The organism is Tsukamurella sp. TY48 (assembly GCF_019656655.1).
GTDB classification, from domain to species: domain Bacteria; phylum Actinomycetota; class Actinomycetes; order Mycobacteriales; family Mycobacteriaceae; genus Tsukamurella; species Tsukamurella strandjordii.
In genome coordinates this window covers 2654264-2671688 of record NZ_BPMV01000001.1, presented here as the reverse complement: position 1 = coordinate 2671688, position 17425 = coordinate 2654264, and the positions used below count along the sequence as shown (strand labels likewise).

The 17425-nt window shown below is 69.0% G+C and carries 16 protein-coding genes and 4 tRNA genes; 6 read left to right on the top strand and 14 right to left on the bottom strand.

What is annotated here, in order from left to right; all coding sequences use genetic code 11:
* Window position 1: 1 nt before the first annotated feature.
* From TTY48_RS13000 to TTY48_RS12985, 4 genes are read right to left on the bottom strand one after another with little or no spacing between them, the layout of a single operon-like run.
* On the bottom strand, window positions 2-1489 hold the full coding sequence (locus TTY48_RS13000) for an NAD(P)/FAD-dependent oxidoreductase (protein WP_220657890.1): 1488 nt from the start codon (window positions 1487-1489) through the stop codon (window positions 2-4).
* Between the two features lie 10 nt (window positions 1490-1499).
* A complete protein-coding gene (locus tag TTY48_RS12995) occupies window positions 1500-2423 on the bottom strand; it encodes a ferritin-like domain-containing protein (protein ID WP_220657889.1) in 924 nt (307 codons plus the stop codon).
* Between the two features lie 27 nt (window positions 2424-2450).
* Window positions 2451-3311: an SDR family NAD(P)-dependent oxidoreductase gene (locus tag TTY48_RS12990; RefSeq protein WP_220657888.1), complete on the bottom strand. Its 861-nt coding sequence runs from the start codon at window positions 3309-3311 to the stop codon at window positions 2451-2453.
* Entirely contained in the window at window positions 3311-4297 is a 987-nt protein-coding gene (locus tag TTY48_RS12985; RefSeq protein ID WP_220657887.1) for an alpha/beta hydrolase, read from the bottom strand. Before TTY48_RS12985 ends, TTY48_RS12990 begins: the two co-directional genes overlap by 1 nt.
* A gap of 87 nt (window positions 4298-4384) precedes the next feature.
* On the opposite strand from TTY48_RS12985, the gene TTY48_RS12980 reads away from it, so the two are divergent.
* A complete protein-coding gene (locus TTY48_RS12980) occupies window positions 4385-5425 on the top strand; it encodes a ferredoxin--NADP reductase (protein ID WP_220657886.1) in 1041 nt (346 codons plus the stop codon).
* Here TTY48_RS12980 and TTY48_RS12975 read toward each other — a convergent pair.
* Window positions 5418-6077, bottom strand: coding sequence for a GntR family transcriptional regulator (locus TTY48_RS12975; RefSeq protein WP_220657885.1), 660 nt, complete (start codon window positions 6075-6077; stop codon window positions 5418-5420). The genes TTY48_RS12980 and TTY48_RS12975 overlap by 8 nt on opposite strands.
* A gap of 126 nt (window positions 6078-6203) precedes the next feature.
* Between TTY48_RS12975 and TTY48_RS12970 the strand changes: the two genes are divergently transcribed.
* From TTY48_RS12970 to TTY48_RS12960, 3 genes are read left to right on the top strand one after another with little or no spacing between them, the layout of a single operon-like run.
* The gene (locus TTY48_RS12970) at window positions 6204-7538 is read left to right on the top strand and encodes an MFS transporter (RefSeq protein ID WP_220657884.1); all 1335 of its coding nucleotides are present in this window, start codon (window positions 6204-6206) and stop codon (window positions 7536-7538) included.
* Entirely contained in the window at window positions 7525-9051 is a 1527-nt protein-coding gene (locus TTY48_RS12965) for a 5-oxoprolinase/urea amidolyase family protein (RefSeq protein WP_220657883.1), read from the top strand. Before TTY48_RS12970 ends, TTY48_RS12965 begins: the two co-directional genes overlap by 14 nt.
* A gap of 20 nt (window positions 9052-9071) precedes the next feature.
* Entirely contained in the window at window positions 9072-9953 is an 882-nt protein-coding gene (locus TTY48_RS12960) for an alpha/beta fold hydrolase (RefSeq protein ID WP_255585661.1), read from the top strand.
* A gap of 38 nt (window positions 9954-9991) precedes the next feature.
* Here TTY48_RS12960 and TTY48_RS12955 read toward each other — a convergent pair.
* The 4 genes from TTY48_RS12955 to TTY48_RS12940 all read right to left on the bottom strand — a co-directional run bounded on the left by TTY48_RS12955 (window position 9992) and on the right by TTY48_RS12940 (window position 10567).
* Window positions 9992-10065: transfer RNA gene (locus tag TTY48_RS12955), tRNA-Phe, on the bottom strand.
* Window positions 10066-10106: 41 nt separating this feature from the next.
* Window positions 10107-10183 (bottom strand) — tRNA-Asp (locus TTY48_RS12950).
* 25 nt (window positions 10184-10208) lie between these two features.
* Window positions 10209-10281 (bottom strand) — tRNA-Glu (locus TTY48_RS12945).
* A 213-nt stretch (window positions 10282-10494) separates the two neighbouring features.
* Window positions 10495-10567: transfer RNA gene (locus TTY48_RS12940), tRNA-Lys, on the bottom strand.
* A gap of 51 nt (window positions 10568-10618) precedes the next feature.
* Here TTY48_RS12940 and TTY48_RS21490 point away from each other — a divergent pair.
* Complete coding sequence (locus TTY48_RS21490; RefSeq protein WP_220657882.1) at window positions 10619-11329, top strand: HNH endonuclease; 711 nt, start codon at window positions 10619-10621, stop codon at window positions 11327-11329.
* Here the strand turns inward: TTY48_RS21490 and TTY48_RS12930 are convergent.
* Window positions 11310-11723, bottom strand: coding sequence for a VOC family protein (locus TTY48_RS12930; RefSeq protein ID WP_220657881.1), 414 nt, complete (start codon window positions 11721-11723; stop codon window positions 11310-11312). The genes TTY48_RS21490 and TTY48_RS12930 overlap by 20 nt on opposite strands.
* 99 nt (window positions 11724-11822) lie before the next feature.
* Between TTY48_RS12930 and TTY48_RS12925 the strand changes: the two genes are divergently transcribed.
* Window positions 11823-13037, top strand: coding sequence for a glycosyltransferase (locus TTY48_RS12925; RefSeq protein WP_220657880.1), 1215 nt, complete (start codon window positions 11823-11825; stop codon window positions 13035-13037).
* On the opposite strand, the gene TTY48_RS12920 is transcribed toward TTY48_RS12925, so the two are convergent.
* Genes TTY48_RS12920 through TTY48_RS12905 form a run of 4 tightly spaced genes read right to left on the bottom strand, consistent with a single transcriptional unit; the run spans window position 12951 to window position 17182 of the window.
* Window positions 12951-14018 carry an ABC transporter ATP-binding protein gene (locus TTY48_RS12920; RefSeq protein ID WP_220657879.1) on the bottom strand — a complete coding sequence of 356 codons (1068 nt, stop codon included), beginning with the start codon at window positions 14016-14018 and terminating at the stop codon, window positions 12951-12953. The genes TTY48_RS12925 and TTY48_RS12920 overlap by 87 nt on opposite strands.
* A 33-nt stretch (window positions 14019-14051) precedes the next feature.
* Entirely contained in the window at window positions 14052-15362 is a 1311-nt protein-coding gene (locus TTY48_RS12915) for an ABC transporter substrate-binding protein (RefSeq protein WP_220657878.1), read from the bottom strand.
* 54 nt (window positions 15363-15416) lie between these two features.
* Window positions 15417-16196 (bottom strand): carbohydrate ABC transporter permease, encoded by a 780-nt coding sequence (locus TTY48_RS12910; protein ID WP_255585757.1) that lies wholly within the window; start codon window positions 16194-16196, stop codon window positions 15417-15419.
* 50 nt (window positions 16197-16246) lie between these two features.
* Complete coding sequence (locus tag TTY48_RS12905) at window positions 16247-17182, bottom strand: carbohydrate ABC transporter permease (RefSeq protein ID WP_220657876.1); 936 nt, start codon at window positions 17180-17182, stop codon at window positions 16247-16249.
* Window positions 17183-17425: the final 243 nt, after the last annotated feature.

Here is a 17425-nt window from a genome sequence, read left to right as displayed (position 1 = left end):
TTTATCCGGCGGCGACCGGCTGTCCGGCGTCCTCGCGCACCAGGATGCGGAAGTCGCGCAGATCCACCCGGCGCAGCTGCCCCACGTACTGGGTGGCGAAGCCCGGGAACATGGTGGCGTTGAAGCCGTCGTCGGTGAGGTACCAGCTCTGGCAACCCGAGTTCCAGGTGGTGGCGGTGAGCCGCCGCTGGATGTCGCGGTTGTACTCGTCCTGCACTTCCGGGCGCACGTCGAGCGCCTTCCAGCCGTTGCCGATGAGCTGCGCGATGGCATCGGTGATGTAGTCGATCTGCGCTTCCATGTACACCAGCGCCGAGCTGTGCCCGGGACCGGAATTGGGCCCGAAGGTGAAGAACAGGTTCGGGTATCCGGACACCGCCACACTGCGGTAGGCGTAGGCGCCGCGGCTCCATTCCTGCGCGAGCACGCGGCCGTCGAGACCGGTGATCGGGATGGGGGTGCCCGCCTTGGAGACGTCGAATCCGGTCGCGAAGACGATGCAGTCGAACTGGTGCTCAATGCCTTCCACGGTGCGGATTCCCTTGGGGGCGATCCGCGCGATGGGCCAGGTGACCAGCGTGCAGTTCTCCCGCTGCAGGGCGGGGTAGTAGTCGCTGGTCATCAGGAGGCGCTTGCATCCGGCGGCGAAGTCGGGGGTCAGCTGGCGGCGCAGCCAGGGGTCCTTGACCTGGGAGCGCAGGTGCAGCTTGCTCACGGCCTCCACCACACGGGTGAGTGGGGTGTTCCACACGACGCCGAGCGCCACGGACTCGTGCCCCCAGAACCACAGGGCGCGGGCCAGCTGCTGGGCGCCGGGGATGGATCGGTAGATCCGCTTGGTGAACTCGCCGGTCTCCGTGTTGATCCGGGGCAGTACCCAGCCGGGTGTGCGCTGGAAGACCTTCACCGACGCGGCCGAGCGCACCACCTCGGGCACGATCTGCACGGCGCTCGCGCCGGTGCCCACCACGGCCACCTTCTTGCCGGTGAAGTCGTAGTCGTGATCCCAGCGGGCGCTGTGGATCGTGTGTCCCTCGTAGTCCTCGATGCCGCGGATGTCGGGGAAGGAGGCGTTCGCGAGGGGGCCGGAGGCCACGATCACGGAGCGGGCCCGGACCGGCGCCCGGCCGCCGTCGAAGGAGACGGTCCACTCCCCCGTGTCGGCGTCGTACTCGACCCCGGTCACGGTGTGCTCGAACCGGATGTGTGGGCGCAGGCCGGCGGATTCGACCATGCTGTCGATGTACGACAGGATCTCCCCGCTCCCGGAGTAGGTGTGGGACCAGTCCGGATTCGGGGCGAAGCTGTAGGAGTACAGGCGCGACGGGATGTCACAGGCGGCACCGGGATAGGTGTTGTCCCGCCAGGTGCCGCCCACGCGGGTATCGCGCTCGAAGATCGCGAAATCGGTGATGCCCTTGTCCTGGAGTCGGATCGCGGCGCCGATGCCCGCGAATCCGGCGCCGATGATGGCTACGGAGATGCTCACGGAGTTCCTCTCAGGCCGTCGGCTCGTAGGTCAGTTCCTGCGACCACGTGGGGGTGCGGTGAACCAGGGGGAAGGGAATCAGGCTGGTAGCCTTCACCAGCGCGTCCGCGGGAACGTGGTACAGCCGGTTGGAGCGCTTGACCACCCAGCCGCCGTGCCAGGCCACCACCCGGAACATGGGGAGACGGCGGACGAACTCGCTGCGCTCGCCGACGCTCTTGTATCGCTTCATCGCTCCGTACAGACGCTCCTCGTCAACGCCCATGTCGACGATGTTGTCGCGCATCTTGTTCAGCAGCGGAACGTAACTGAGGAAGCCGATCAGCAGCGAGGGCTTGATCCACCCGCCCACGAAATCGATGGTGCGCTTGCGCAGGTCGGCGTGGCCCAGCATGTCCATGACTTCGAAATCGACGGCGAGGTGCCGGGATTCGTCGGCGTTGATCCGCTTGAACACCTCCTGCGCGATCGGATCCTTGACCTCATCGGTGATGAACTTGATCAGGGCACCGTCGAGCGCCACCTCGAGCATGGGGATCACCGTGCCCAGGAACGACAGCGACATGCCGTCGGAGTGCTTGTCCAGCCAGTTGATCACCAGCTGCACGTTGACGTTCGGCGAGGGGATCTCGTCGCCGTCGAGCATGCCCCAGCGGCGCATCAGCGCGAGCTCCGCGTTGGCGTGCTTCTGCTCCTCGGCGTGGAAGTGCTCGTAGATGCTCTTGAGCGTGGGTGTGGGGGCCTTCTTCGCCATGGCGGCGAAACCGCGGGCGCCCACGTTCTCGATCCACATCAGGTCGGAGAGGAAGGGCTTGAGTTTGGCGTGCAGCTCCGGGTCGATGAGCTCGGCGCCCGGCGCATCCCAGTCGATGTCGGCGAGGGACCACTGGCGGTCCTTGATCATCTGCAGCATGTTGTCGAGATCCATGGCCATGGTGAGTTCCTTTCGGGCGGAGTGAGTTCAGGAGGCGGGAAGCAGCCGGTTGATCAGGCCGAGACCGCGCGCGTAGGGGACGGGGAAGTGGCGCTTGAGGTGCCAGATCACGTTCGCGTCCAGCTGCGGGAGCACGTACAGGCGGCCCAGATCGTTCGCGTCAAGGGTCGAGGCGGCCACCTGGTCGGGCGAGAAGCCGGTGAGCGCCATCAGCTTCCCGGCGAGGTTCTGGCTGCCCTCGGTGATCCGTCCGTCCTTGGCCACGTTGGTCTTGACGAAGGTCGGGCAGAGCACGGTGACGGCGATCCCGGAACCCGCCAGTTCCGCGGCGAGCGTCTCCGACAGCGACATCACACCGGCCTTGGAGACGTTGTACGGCCCCATCGACGGTGCCGCGGCGAATCCCGCGGCGGAGGCCACATTGATGATGCCGCCCCGTCCGGCCTCGCGGAGCATCGGCGCGAACAGCTCGCAGCCGTGCACCACACCCCACAGGTTGATGCCGAGCGCCCAGCCCCAGTCCTCCAGGCCGATCTCGCCGACCGGCCGGCCGCCGATGCCGACGCCGGCGTTGTTGATCACCAGGGTGGGCGGACCGTCGAAGACGGTGCGCGTGAGGGCCGCCAGCGCCTCGACCTGCGCGCGGTCGGCGACATCGCAGGCGACGGGGTGCGCGGTGCGCCCCGTCTGCGCGGCGATCAGCGCAACGGTCTCCTTCGCGCGGGTCTCGTCGATATCGGCGCAGATCACCTCGCCGCCGCGGCGGGCCAGTTCGAGCGCGAAGGCGCGCCCGATGCCGCTGCCGGCACCGGTGACCACGGCGCGGGCCTCCGCGGAGACCGGGTTGCGCACCAGGCGGTGCAGGAGTCGATCGATGCCCGGGATCATCAGGAGACCGCCTTCGAATCGGTGGAGACCGCGGCGCGGTCGGTGCTGGCGAGGAAGTCGCGGACGCGGAGCAGCGCGGCATCGGCCTCGGGGGCCAGACGGGGCAGCGCCTGGAAGACGTGCATGAGGCCGGGCCACACCTCGAGGGTGCTGCTGCCGCCGTGTGCCCGCAGCTGCTCGTCCAGGTAGCGGGCGTCGGCGGAGAGCATCTCGGCGCCGCCCACCTGAATGAGGAAGGGCGGAAGCCGTTCGGCGAGAGCGAATTCCAGCCGGAGACGCGGGTGGTCCTCGGCGATCCCGGCGGTGTACAGGTCCACGAGCCCGCGCGCGGCCGCCGCCGAGATCGCGGGGTCGCGACGGATCCGTTCCTGCCGGGCCGCGAGCCCGAAGGTGAGATCGATGAGCGGCGAGAAGAGTGCGACCGCGGCGGGTTGTGGCCGCTCATCCGCGGCCCGGTGCAGGAGCAGGTCGCAGGCGAGATGCCCGCCCGCGGAGTCGCCGGCGATCACGATGTCGTCGGCGGCGTATCCCTGCGTGAGGAGCCAGTCGAAGCCCGCGGCCACATCGTCCGCCGCGGCCGGGAACGGGTGCTCGGGCGCGAGCCGGTAGTCCACGACGAACACCGGTAGTCCGGTCACCGTGCTGAGCCGGGCGGCGAGGCTGCGATGGGTGCGCGCCGAGCAGATCGCGTAGGCGCTGCCGTGGATGTAGTAGACGGCGCGGCGGCCGAACCGGACCCCGGGGCCGAGTACCCACTCGCCGGGGACGCTCGGGGTGCGGACGGCGGTGGCGCGGGTTCCCCGGGGCGTGGAGCCCAGGGCGCCCATGATGCTCGCCACCAGTCCGCGGGCCACGCGCACGCCGATCGGGTTCATCGGGATCAGGCCGCTGACCACGCCCAATCCGTATCGCGTGGCCAGTGCGGTCACCTCGGCGCGAGCGGTCGAACCGGTGGGGACCGGCGGAGCCGTTGCCTTGCTGTTCATCGCCTCAGACCACCAGATACCGTGCCAGTTGTCAATGGCACGGTAAGAAATGTACCGTTCGGCGCAGACGACAGAAGGGGTTCATCCGTGGAGTCACGCACCACCCGGGCGCATCCGCTCGAGATCATCGACGTCATCGAAGAGAGCGCCGAGGCGATCTCGATCGTCTTCGCCCGGCCGGAGGGCGATGCCTTCGCCTACCGGCCGGGACAGTTCCTCACCCTGCGGGTCCCCGGCACACCGGACGACGGGCGATCCTGGGCGCCGCGTTGCTATTCGCTCTCCAGCGCCCCCGGGCTCGACGAGCAGCTCCAGGTGACCGTCAAGCGGGTCGACGGTGGCTACGCTTCGAACTGGCTGTGCGACAACGCCAAACCGGGGCTGGTCATGGAGGCGCTCCGCCCCGGCGGCACGTTCACCGTGCGCGATCATTCCGCGGAGCCCGTGCTGTTCGCCGCGGGCAGTGGGATCACGCCGATCATGTCGATCCTGCGGACCGCGCTCGCCTCATCGCCGCTGCGTGTGACGCTCGTGTACGCGAACCGCGATGCCGCGTCGGTCATCTTCCGGGAGGCGCTGGCCGATCTCGCCGCGGCACACGGGGATCGACTCCGCATCGTGCACTGGTTCGAGGCCGACCGCGGCCTCCCCACCGCGGCAGCACTCCGCGACGCGGTTCCGTCGACCGCCGGGGCCGCCTATCTGTGCGGCCCCGCCGGATTCATGGACGCCGCCGCGGCCGCCGCCGAGGCGGCGGGGATCGGCGCGGGGCAGATCCACCGCGAGGCCTTCGCCTCGCTCGCGGTCGATCCGTTCGACGACCCCCTCCCCGCCTCAGCGGCCTCCGCCGACGGCGCGGCCACCGTCACCGTCGACCTCGACGGCGCGACCTCGACCCTGGCGTGGCCCCGCGAGCAGGTACTCCTCGACACGCTCCTGGCGGCGGGTCTGGACGCTCCCTACGTGTGCCGCGAGGGGAACTGCGGCGGTTGCGCGTTCACGCTCCGGCGAGGCGAGGTGCGGATGCTGGTCAACGACACCCTCGACGATTACGAGCTCGGCAACGGAGTCCGCCTCGCCTGCCAGTCCCTCCCGGTGTCCGACGACTGCGCCGCCGAGTTCACCTGACCGCGCGGGCGGCCTGCGCGGCGACCACCAGGGACTCGGACCGCGCGAGGTAGTCCTCGAGATCGGAGGCGGCGCCAGCACTGTCGCCGCTCTCGAACCGCTCGAGAATCCGGGCGTTGTCCGCCAGGAACGGAGCGTGCAGCGCCCGCGCATCGTCGACCACGCCGAAGGCCAGCCGCAACTCGGCGAGGAGCGATTGCAGCACCGCATCGAGTCGCGGACTGTCCGCGAGAGCCACGATCGCCCGGTGGAATTCGAGATCGCCGGTGCCCACCGCGCGCCAGTCATCGCGCGCGGCGGCGGCCATCGCCGTATCGACCGCGGTGCGCATCCGCGCCGCGGCGGGCTGCCCCGGATCGGCCGACCGCAGCGTGTACACCTCCACGGTGCGGCGCACCCGGTAGAGGTCGCGGATCGATTCGACCGTCGGGACGGTCACGGTGGCACCGCGATTCGCCGCATGCACTATGAGTCCCTCATGGGCCAGGACCCGCATCGCCTCACGCAGGGTGTTCCGCGAGACCTGCAACTCCGCCGCCAGCGGTTCCTCGCGCAGCCGTTCGCCGGGCAGCAGATCGCCACCCACGATGGCCGAGCGCAGGGCCTCGGTCGCCCCGATCGCGGCATGTCCGCGCCGTCGCTCGGTGTCCACGACCACCCCCGCTCCAGAAGTTGTTGAACAAATCCGACGATACAGCGCGCGGATTGTTCAACAATCGCCTACGGTGATCCCAACCGCCGACCCGTAGCGGACTCTCCTGGAGGAAGGCCACCCCTCATGACCAGCGTCGAACCCGCACAGAAACGGCCGCCCGGGGCCGTCAAGGCGTACATCGCCAGCCTCACCGGTACCTCGCTCGAGTACTACGACTTCGCGCTGTACTCGGTGGCCTCCGCCGTCGTCTTCCCCGCGGTCTTCTTCCCCTCCGACGACCCGTACATGGGCCTGGTGGCTTCCTTCTCCACCTTCGCGGTCGGCTACTTCGCGCGCCCCATCGGCGGCATCGTCTTCGGCCGCCTCGGCGACAAGATCGGCCGCAAGAACGTACTCGTGGCCACGCTCCTGCTGATCGGCGTCGCAACCGTGCTGATCGGCCTCCTGCCCGGGCACGCCACCCTGGGGATCGTGGCCCCGGTCATCCTGGTGCTGCTCCGCTTCACCCAGGGAGTCGGCGTGGGCGGCGAATGGGGCGGCGCGGTCCTGCTGTCCAGCGAGTTCGCCGATCCCCGCAGTCGCGGCTTCTGGGCCTCCGCGGCCCAGATCGGCGTTCCGGTGGGCAATCTCATGGCCAACGGCGTACTCGCCGCGCTCGCCGCCTTCCTCAGCGACCAAGCCTTCCAGGACTGGGGCTGGCGCGTCGGCTTCCTGGCCTCGGCCGTCCTCGTGGCCTTCGGCCTGATCATCCGCCTCAAACTCGAAGAGACGCCGGTCTTCCAGGCCCTCCTGGCCCGGGAGGAGCCGCCCGCCGCGCCCGTCACCGAGGTGGTCACCACCCATCCCCGCGCGCTCATCGCCGCCGCCTTCTCACGCGTGTGCCCCGACGTCCTGTACTCGCTGCTCACCGTGTTCCTCGCGACCTACGCCACCAAACAGCTGGGCTACCAGACCAGCGAGGTGCTCACCGCCGTGATGCTCGGCTCGGCCACGCAGATCTTCGTGATGCCCTTCGCCGGCTGGCTCACCGACCGGATCAACCGGCGGCTGGTGTACGGCATCGGCGCCGTGCTCACCGCCCTCTGGGTGCCGATCCTGTTCACCCTGATCGGCCAGGACAGCCGGGTACTGCTCACCGTGGGCATCGTGGTGGGCATGATGCTGCACGCACTGATGTACGGCCCGCAAGCCGCGTTCATCACCGAGCAGTTCCCCGCCCGCCTGCGCTACTCCGGCAGCTCACTCGCCTACACCTTCGCCGGAGTGGTCGGCGGCGCGATGGCTCCGCTGCTGTTCACCGTGATCTACAAGAACACCGGGACCTGGGTGTCGATCGCGGCCTATGTGGCCGTGGCCGCCGTGGTCACCGTGGCCGGCATGATCCTGGGCCGCGACCCCGACGAGAAGGAGGACCTCGAACTCATGGCCGGTGCACCGCACACCGATGCGGCCCACTGATATCCGCCGCCTCGGCGGCACCGCCCTCCAGGTCCGGGTACCGGCCGAATCGGTCGAATCCCTTCGCGGCGCACTCGTCGAGGCGCCGCTACCGGGACAGCGCGCGGTAGTCGCGGGCGGCGCCACCGTCACGGTGATGTTCGCGAGCGTCGCCGAGACCACCGCCGCCACCACGGCGCTGCGCGGGGTATCGATCCCGCCGCCCGCGCCACTGTCCGGCCCGGTGATCGACATCGACGTGGTCTACGACGGCGAGGACCTCGACGAGGTGGCCCGCACGACGGGCACCGACATCGACACCGTGATCCGCCGGCACACCGACCAGCAGTGGCACGTGGGCTTCGTCGGCTTCGCCCCCGGGTTCGCCTACCTGCGCGGCGATCTCGACGGTCCGGCGATCCCGCGACGCGCTTCCCCGCGCGTGCGGGTGCCGGCCGGCACCGTCGCGCTGGCCGGGGAGTACTCCGCCGTGTACCCCCGCCCCTCCCCCGGCGGATGGCAACTGATCGGCCGCACCGACGCGCCGTTGTGGGACCTCGATCGCGATCCGCCCGCCCTGCTGGTCCCGGGCACCCGGGTCCGGTTCCGCGCCGTGCGGGAACACCTCGTGGTCCCGCAGGCGACGCTCCCCGCCCCCGAGGCGCCCGACGGTGCGCTGCGCATCCACGCGACGGGAATGCAGACGCTGATCGAGGACCTCGGCCGCGAGGGCTACGCACCGCTGGGCATCACCCGCTCGGGCGCCGCCGACCGCAGCGCCCTGGAGCAGGCCAATCGCCTGGTGGGCAACCCCGCGGGGGCGGCGGCCCTGGAGAACACCGGTGGCCTCGTGCTCTCCTCGGAGGTCGATCAGGTGCTCGCGGTGACCGGCGCCGATGCCGTGGTGGCCGTGACCACCGATCAGGGCTACCGGATCGTGCCCCGCGCCACCGCATTTCCACTCTGGGCCGGCGAAGTACTGGAGATCGACCCGCCCGATGCGGGCCTGCGCACGGTGCTCGCGGTGCGCGGCGGCATCGACGTGCCGGCCGTGCTCGGAAGCCGCGCCACGGACGTCCTGTCCGGCCTCGGACCGCCGCCCGTCGCCACCGGCGACCTCCTCCCAGTGGGACCGCAGCCCCGCACCGCGGTCGGCGCACCCGAGGCCCCGGCCGCCGTCCCGGCGACGGAGGGCACCGTCGTCGACGTGATCCCCGGACCCGACGGCGAATGGTTCCCACCGGAATCCCTGGCCCACTTCACCTCCCACCCCTGGACCGTGACGCCCGACTCGAACCGGATCGGCGTGCGCTTCGCGGGCGAGCCCCTCGCGCGGCGCAACGGCGACCTGGAGAGCCAGGCCTTGGTGACCGGAGCCATCCAGGTACCGCCATCGGGCCTGCCGGTGGCCTTCCTCGCCGATCACCCGACCACGGGTGGCTACCCGGTGATCGGCACCGTTGCCCCGCACCATCTGGACCTGCTCGCCCAGTTGCCGATCGGCGCCGCGGTGCACTTCCGATTCACCGGCTGACGGGGTTCAGGAGGTCTACCGTGGAAGCGGGGGTCGACGGCAGGAGCGTTCCCGTGCAGATCCTCGACCTCGACGGTGTGCGCATCGCGATCGACCGGCGCGGCCCGGCCACGGCGCCCGCACTCCTGCTCGTCGCCGGCGGCGGCCAGTCGATGGACTGGTGGATGCCGCAGTTCTGCGACCTGCTCGCCGACGGCGATCTCCAGGTGATCCGCTACGACCACCGCGACACCGGCGCATCCTCGGCGTCGCCGCCGGGACGCCCCGAGTACACCGGCGACGACCTCGCGCGGGATCCGCTGCGGCTCCTCGATGCGCTCGGGATCGAGCGGGCGCACCTGATGGGGATGTCGATGGGTGGAGGCATCGCCCAGAGTCTCGCCGTCCACGCACCCGAGCGTGTGCTGTCGGTGACGCTGGTCGAGTCGAGCCCCAATGGAGGCGATCCCGGGCCGTTGCCGCCGCCGAGTGCTGCCGTGGCCGCCACCTGGGAGGAACCGCCGCCCGAGGTGGACTGGACCGACGAGGCGGCCGTGATCGACTACCGGGTGGAGGTCGAGCGTCCGTACGCCGCGCCCGGGCGGTTCGACGAGCCGCGCGTGCGGGCCCTTGCGACCGCCGAGGTCCGGCGCACGGCGTCGATGGAATCGTCGATGAACAATCATTTCGTGGCCGAGCAGGGCGCATCGGCCGATCCGTCGGCGATCAGTGCTCCCGCGCTCGTGATCCACAGCGCCGACGATCCGATGTTCCCGCTCGGACACGGGGAGGCTCTGGCCCGGATGATTCCGGGGGCATCGCTGCTCCGGCTCGACGGCGTGGGCCACGAGATCCCGCCGCCGGCGGTGTGGGGGTCGGTCGTGCCCGCGGTACGGCAGCACATCGCCGCAACCCGGCCGTAGAGACAAGAAGACCCCCTGAGAACAGGGGGTCTTGCTTGTGGCCAGAGCCGGGATCGAACCGGCGACCTACCGCTTTTCAGGCGGTCGCTCGTACCAACTGAGCTACCTGGCCGTGCCGGTAAAACCGTCACCGCCGAGTTCATAGAACTCGGATGGCGACCCTGACGGGACTCGAACCCGCGACCTCCGCCGTGACAGGGCGGCGCGCTAACCAACTGCGCCACAGGGCCATATGCAATTTTGCGTCTTGCGACGTACCCCCTACGGGATTCGAACCCGCGCTACCGCCTTGAAAGGGCGGCGTCCTAGGCCACTAAACGAAGGGGGCTCGCTTCGGACGGCTGAAAGCCGTTCTCCGCACCGCTTCCGTGTTCCGTTGGGAGCTGGGATAGCTTATGGCACATCCTAGCAACTTCCCAAATCGCCTGGTCAGGTCCTGGATATCCGCGATCAGCGTGAACCGCCCCGCCCCGCGCGCCCTGCTTCCGACCGTGCCCACTGAACCTGTCAGTGGTAGTCGCAACCATGAGAGGAGAGGCGGTGCCCCCCGTGGGACTCGAACCCACAACCAGCCGATTAAAAGTCGGATGCTCTGCCAATTGAGCTAGGGGGGCGCGAAGCGAGAGTACCAGTGCAGGGAGCCGCCCAGCGGAGACGAGGTCGGGATGGATCAGACACAGGTTTGCATCGACTGCGGGCAGGAACTGCCTCTCGCGAGCTTCTACTGGCGACGCGATCGTCCGAACCCATTCCGCTACTGCCGGCGGTGCCAGACTGCGCGTTCCCGTGAGTACCGCCGCCGCAACCCCGACACCGGAGCTGCCGAACGCGCGCGACAGGCGCGCGAGCGACATCGAGACCGCTACATCGCACGTGATCGGGACCGGAGCAGGACCGAAGAGTTCAAACGTCGCCGACGAACGCGGGCTGCCGCACAATCCGACTATTACAGGCGGTGGTACCGGGACAACCGCGACCACGTGCTCGCATTGCATCGTGCGTATCGCGACGACCCCGAACGACTCGCGGCGCTACAGGCACGCAAGCGTGACTGGTACCGAAACAACCCCGAGAACGGTCGTCGTGAACGCCACCGACGAGCCGCACGGCTCAGGGCCGCGCCGACCATCGAATTCACCGCCGAGCAGCTCAGTGCTCGAATGTCACTGTGGAGCGGGTGCTGGATCTGCGGCGCACCCTTCAGCCCGGAACGTCCGCGCACCGTCGACCACGTGAAGCCCCTGTCCAAGGGCGGTCCGGATTCCCTGAGCAATCTCCGACCAGCGTGCAGACCGTGCAACTCACGCAAGGGTGGCCGCTGGCCGTTCCCTCACACGACGGCGGGCCTCCGGGCCGTCAGCTCGCGGAGGCGTTGACCAACCACTTCACGCCGAACCGATCGACACACATGCCGAAGGTGTCGCCCCACGGAGCCTGCACGAAAGGCACCGTCACCTGGCCGCTGCCGGAGAGCTTCTCCCACCACCCGGTGAGCTTGGCCAGATCGTCTCCCGACAGCGAGACGCTGATGTCGTCACCCACGGTGCGGGGCATCCCGGCCGGGGTATCGGCGGCCATCAGAGTAAGACCGTCGGGTGTGGTGAGCTGGCCGTGCATCACCTTGCCGGTCTCGGACGGGTCGATCATCTCGGGCGGCATGCCCTCGAACGTGGAGATCTCCAGCTCCCCACCCAGCACCTCCCGGTAGAACTCGAGCGCCTCGCGGGCGTTGTCGGCGAAGCTGATGTAGGGATTCAGGCGTACGGTCATGGCCCGATTGTGCGCCTGTCCACCGACAAGTTCGAACAGTTCGCCCAACTGCTCCCGCACGTTCACCCCCGCGCCCGACCCCACGAGCAGCCTGGCGGAATGCACATCGTCCAACTCGCGAACTTCTACGGTCCCCGCTCCGGCGGCCTGCGGACCGCGGTGGATCAGCTGGGCGCCGGCTACGTGACCCACGGGCACCGCGTCACACTGGTGGTCGCGGGCGCACAGCAACGCGATGAGGTGCTCGAATCCGGCGTCCGGCGGATCACCGTGCCGGGCGCGAAGTTCTTCCGCGTCGAGGGCTACCGGGCCGCGAACCCCGTCCGCATCCGCAGACTGCTCCCCCGGCTCGACGCCGACAGCCTCGAGGTGTCCGACCGGCTCACCCTGCGCGGCATGGGCCCGTGGGCGCGCGCCCGCGGCATCGGCTCCGTGATGATCAGCCACGAACGCCTCGACCGGATGATCGCCCTCGGAGCGCCGCGCGTGGCGGTGTGGGCCTCCGACATCGCCAACCTCGGCACCGCACGCAGCTACGACACCGTCGTCTGCACCACACCCTTCGCCGGCGAGGAGTTCGCACGCATCCACGCCCCCAACGTGGCCACGGTGCCCCTCGGCGTGGACCTCGGGACCTTCCACCCCGGTCGGGCGACGGCCGCGGCACGTGCGCGCTGGGCCCAGGGCGCCGACATCCTGCTCACGCAATCCTGCCGGCTGTCGATGGAGAAGCACCCCGCGCGCGGGATCGAGGTACTGCGCGCCCTGCTGGCCGACGGTGCCTCGGCGCGCCTCGTGGTGGCCGGCGGGGGCGCCATGCTCGACGAGCTGCGACGCCAGGCGACCGGTCTGCCCGTCACCTTCACCGGACACCTCACCGACCGCGACGATCTCGCCGACCTCCTCGCCTGCGCGGACGTCGCCGTCTGCCCCGGACCGCACGAGACCTTCGGACTCTCGGCCATGGAGGCGCTCGCCTCCGGCACCCCGATCGTGGTGTCCCGCAACTCCGCTCTCGCCGACATCGCCCGCGCCGACTGCGGCCTCCCCGCAGCGGATACCGCGGCCGCGTTCGCCACCGCGGTCCGGTCCGTCCTCGACGGTGGCGACTACCGGCACGCCACCCGCGCCCGCGCCGAGGAGTTCACCTGGGACCGTGCCGTCCAGACGATGCTGGACCTGCACCGGCGCACCGCGCAGCGACGCGCCTTCCTCCGCGAGCGGCGCTCAGCGCAGCCGGTCGCCCGTCTCCGCGTGGAAGAACAGCGCCTGATCCGGCGCGGGCACGAGACCGGCCTCGTCGCCGGATCGTAGCGAGCTGGCCCGGTCCACCCGCGCCACCAACGGCTTGTCCTGGCCGTCGATCGTCACGTAGACCAGTGCCTCAGCGCCCAGCTCCTCCACCAACTGCACAGTGCCCTTCGCCGCGCCCGGGGCATCCGGGGACACCACATCGAGCGCCTCGGGCCGCAGGCCGACGGTCACCGTCTCACCCTCGACGGTGCGCGGCACCGCCACGGTGGCGCCCGCGAGATGCGCGCCGTCGGTATCGCGCTGCACCGTCACCAGATTCATCCCCGGCGAGCCCAGGAAGCCGGCGACGAAGGTGTTGACCGGATCGTCGTACAGCTCGCGCGGCGGCGCCACCTGCTGCAGCAGACCGTCCTTGAGAACCGCCACGCGGTCACCCATGGTCATGGCCTCGACCTGGTCGTGGGTCACGTACAGCGTGGTCACACCGAGCCGGCGCTGCAACGCGGAGATCTGCGAACGGGTCGAGACCCGCAGGCGCGCATCGAGGTTCGACAGCGGCTCATCCATCGCGAAGACCTTCGGATGCCGCACGATGGCGCGGCCCATGGCCACGCGCTGCCGCTGCCCGCCGGACAGCCGCGCCGGCTTCCGGTCGAGCAGCGGCTCCAGCTCCAGCATGGCCGCTGCCTCCGCGACCTGCTTGTTCGTGTCCTCCTTGGACACACCGGCATTGCGCAGGGCGAAGCCCATGTTCTGCGCCACCGTCATGTTCGGGTAGAGCGCGTAGTTCTGGAACACCATGGCCACGTCGCGCTTCTTCGGCGACACCGTGGTCACGTCCACATCGTCGATGAGGATGCGCCCGTCGGTCACCGCCTCCAGTCCCGCGAGCGCCCGCAGGCTGGTGGACTTCCCGCAACCGGAAGGCCCCACCAGCACCACGAATTCGCCGTCCGCGATGTCGAGGTCGAGCGAGCTGACCGAGGGCCGTTCGGACCCCGGGTACTGGACCGTCGCACCGTCGAAACGCACCGTTGCCATGGTGTTCCCTACTCCTTGTTCGCTACCGCCGGACTACTTCGGCAGCTTCGGCGTGATCTGCGAGTCGATCTTGCCCTGAATCGTGGTCTGCAGCGTGCCGAGCACCGCCGCCGGGTCGCCACCGGTGGCGATCTGCTGCAGGGCCTGGCCGATATCGCGGCCGCCGCCGGGCACGAAGACGCGGGCGTTGTCCTGGCTGCGGGTGTAGGGCAGCTGCTTGACGGCGGTGCCGAAGTTCGGGTTCTTCGCGATGAAGTCCTTCATCGACGGATCGTCGACCGCCGACTTGCGGACCGGCATGTACCCGGTGCCCTGCGAGAAGGTGGACGAGTTCTTCGCGTTGGTGAGGAACTCGATGAACTTCATCGCGGCGGCCTTGCGGTCGTCCGAGATGCCCGCGGCGATCGCGAGGCCGGCACCGCCGGTGGGGCACGACTTGCCCTGGGGGCCGGGCAGGAAGGCGGTGCCCACCTCGAACTTCGCGGTCGTGGTGATGGTCTTGAGCGAGCCCGTGGACTGCAGGGTGACCGCCGCGAGTCCGGCACCGAAGTCGTTCTCCGGCTTGCTGGTGAGACGACCCCACTTGCCGATCACGTCCTTGAGCTGCTGCGCCGCGGCGATGCTCTCGGGAGTGGTGAACTTCAGGTTCCAGCCGTCCGAGTAGGCGCCGCCCTTGGACCAGTTCCAGCCCTCGAAGACCCAGTCGATGTAGTTCGCCGAATCGGCGAGCACGATGGCCTTCTTATCGCCGCCGATGGCCTCCTGGATACGCGGCGCCCAGGCGACGAACTCGTCCCAGTCCTTCGGGCCGCGGTCCTCGAGGCCGGCCTTCTTCCAGGCGTCCTTGTTGTAGTAGAACAGCGGCGTCGAGCGGGCGAACGGGATCGTGTAGTACTTGCCGTCGAACTTGCCGTCGTTGAGCAGCGAGTCCACGTAGTCGGCCGGGTTCAGGCCGGCACCGGCGAACAGCCCGTCGAGCGGCTCGATCTGCTTGTTCAGCGCGAAGTTGAACCAGGTGACGTCCGAGACCACGATGATGTCGGGCTTGGTACCACCGGTCAGCGAGGTCTGGAACTTCTGGGCGACCTCTTCGTAGTCCTTGCCGCCGTCGAGCAGCTCGATCTTGATGCCGGCGTTGGCCTTCTGGAACTCGTCGATGATGCTCTGCTCGATGGCCTTCGAACTGCCCGGGTGGTTGGTGAGGAACTGCAGCTTGATGTCGCCGCCGCTCGATCCCGAGTTCGAACCGCCCCCACCGCTGCCGGAGCCCGAGCAGGCGGCGGCGAAGGCCGCGGTGGCGGCGAGGCTGGTCGCGAGGAATCCGCGTCTGCTGAGGTCGGCCATGAGTGCTCCCTTGGGTTTTCGGTGGATTTCCGGTGGATGAGTGATACGGCCCGGTCAGCCCTTGACGGCGCCGGAGGTGAGTCCCTTGATCATCTGCCGCTGCAGGATCAGGAAGACGATGAGCATGGGCAGGGCGGTGAGCAGGGTGGCCGCCATCACCGGGCCCCAGTTCACGCCCTGCTCGGTGTTCTGCAGCAGGGTGAGCCCCACGGGCAGCGGTGCGACGGCGGCGTTATCCGACATGAGGAAGGGCCACAGGTATTCGTTCCACTCGTTCACCAGGGTGATCACCGCGAAGGCCACCATGGTGGGGATCGAGATGGGCAGGATCACCCGGAACATCAGGCGCAGGTGTCCGGCACCGTCCATCCGCGCGGCCTCCACGATCTCCCGCGGCAGCGAAAGGAAGTGATTGCGCAGCAGGAAGGTTCCGAAGGCCACCCCCGCGAGCGGCAGGATGATGCCGACGAAGGTGTTGCGGTAGTTCGCCATCAGGGCGTAGTTCGAGATCACCGTGATCTGGTTCGGCACCATCAGCGCGGCGATGATCACCACGAACAGCACCTTCTTGAACGGGAAACGCAGGAACACCAGCGCGTACGCGCTGGTGACGCCCAGCACGAACTTGATGCCGCCGGTGACCGCGGTGATGATCACCGAGTTGCGCAGGTAGTCCCAGTACGGGATCTCCTGCGTCACATAGCTGTAGTTGTCCGGGTACCAGGTGGGCGGCCACCACGTGGCGGGCGAGACGAAGATGTCCGGCCGGTCCTTGAACGAGGTGATCACGATGAAGTACACCGGCACCGCGACCAGCGCCAGCGTGGCCAGCATGCCGAGGTAGCCGAGCGCCTTCTTCCCGACGCTGCTCGTGGGGTTCGCGCTCACTTCTCGTTGCCCCGATCCATCATCCGGACCTGCACCACGGTGACGATCAGCAGCACGAGGAACATGATCGTGGCGATCGTGGCGCCGTAGCCGGCCCGCTGGTTGCGGAAGGTCTGCCAGTAGATGTCGAACACCATGGTGGTGGTGCCGCCCTGCGGGCCGCCGTCCGGGAACATGATGTTGACGATGTCGAACACCTGAAGGCTGTTGAGCAGCACCGTGATCGACAGGAAGTACGTGGCCGGCCGCAGCTGCGGGAAGGTGACCCGCCAGAACTTGCGCCACGTGGGCGTCCCGTCGATCGCCGCCGCCTCATCGAGATCCTTGTTCAGGCCCTGCAGTGCGGCCAGGTAGATCACGAAGGTGTAGCCCAGGTTCTTCCAGATGTAGGTGAAGGTGACCAGGAACAGGGCCCAGCCGGGCTCCTGGTAGAAGTCCGGGCTGGTGATGCCGAACCAGCTCAGGATCGACGCGACCGCGCCGAACTGCGGATTGAAGACGAAGTAGAAGGCCGCACCGATCGCGGCACCCGAGATCACGAAGGGCGCGAAGACGGCCGACCGGACCAGGTTGCGGCCCTTGAGGTTCTGATCCAGCAGCATCGCCAGCGCCAGCCCCAGCACCATGGAGATCACCAACGCGCTCACGGTGAACACCAGCGTGACCGTGACCACCTGCCAGCTCTCCGCCTTGGTGAAGAACTCGCGGTAGTTGTCCAGGCCGATCCACTTCGCCGGCTCGGGGCTGGCCAGCGACCAGTCCTTGAAGCTCAGCGCGAAGTTGTCGATCAGCGGCCGGTAGGTGAACGCGGTGAGCAGCGCCAGGTTCGGCACCACGAACAGTAGGAACAGCAGATTGTCCCGCAGCTTGAGATTCGCGCGCACGCCCTTCTCCGCTGAGGGCTCCACGATCTCAGTCGATGCGGCCGTCACAGCGTGTAGGTTCCGGGACTCGTGCGTCGGGGACGCGAACTGGCGGGAACGATTCGGTGACGATGCGGTGTCCGCGCGGGGGCGCACCCCATGACGGATGTCATGGGCACCCCATGACGACCGCGGCGGAACTCATGACATCGCGCACTACTCGCGACCGCCCGGACCCACCAGGCTCGAAGACATGAACGCCACAGACCGTCACTTCGGACCACCTTCCCACGCACCGACACACCCGCCGCG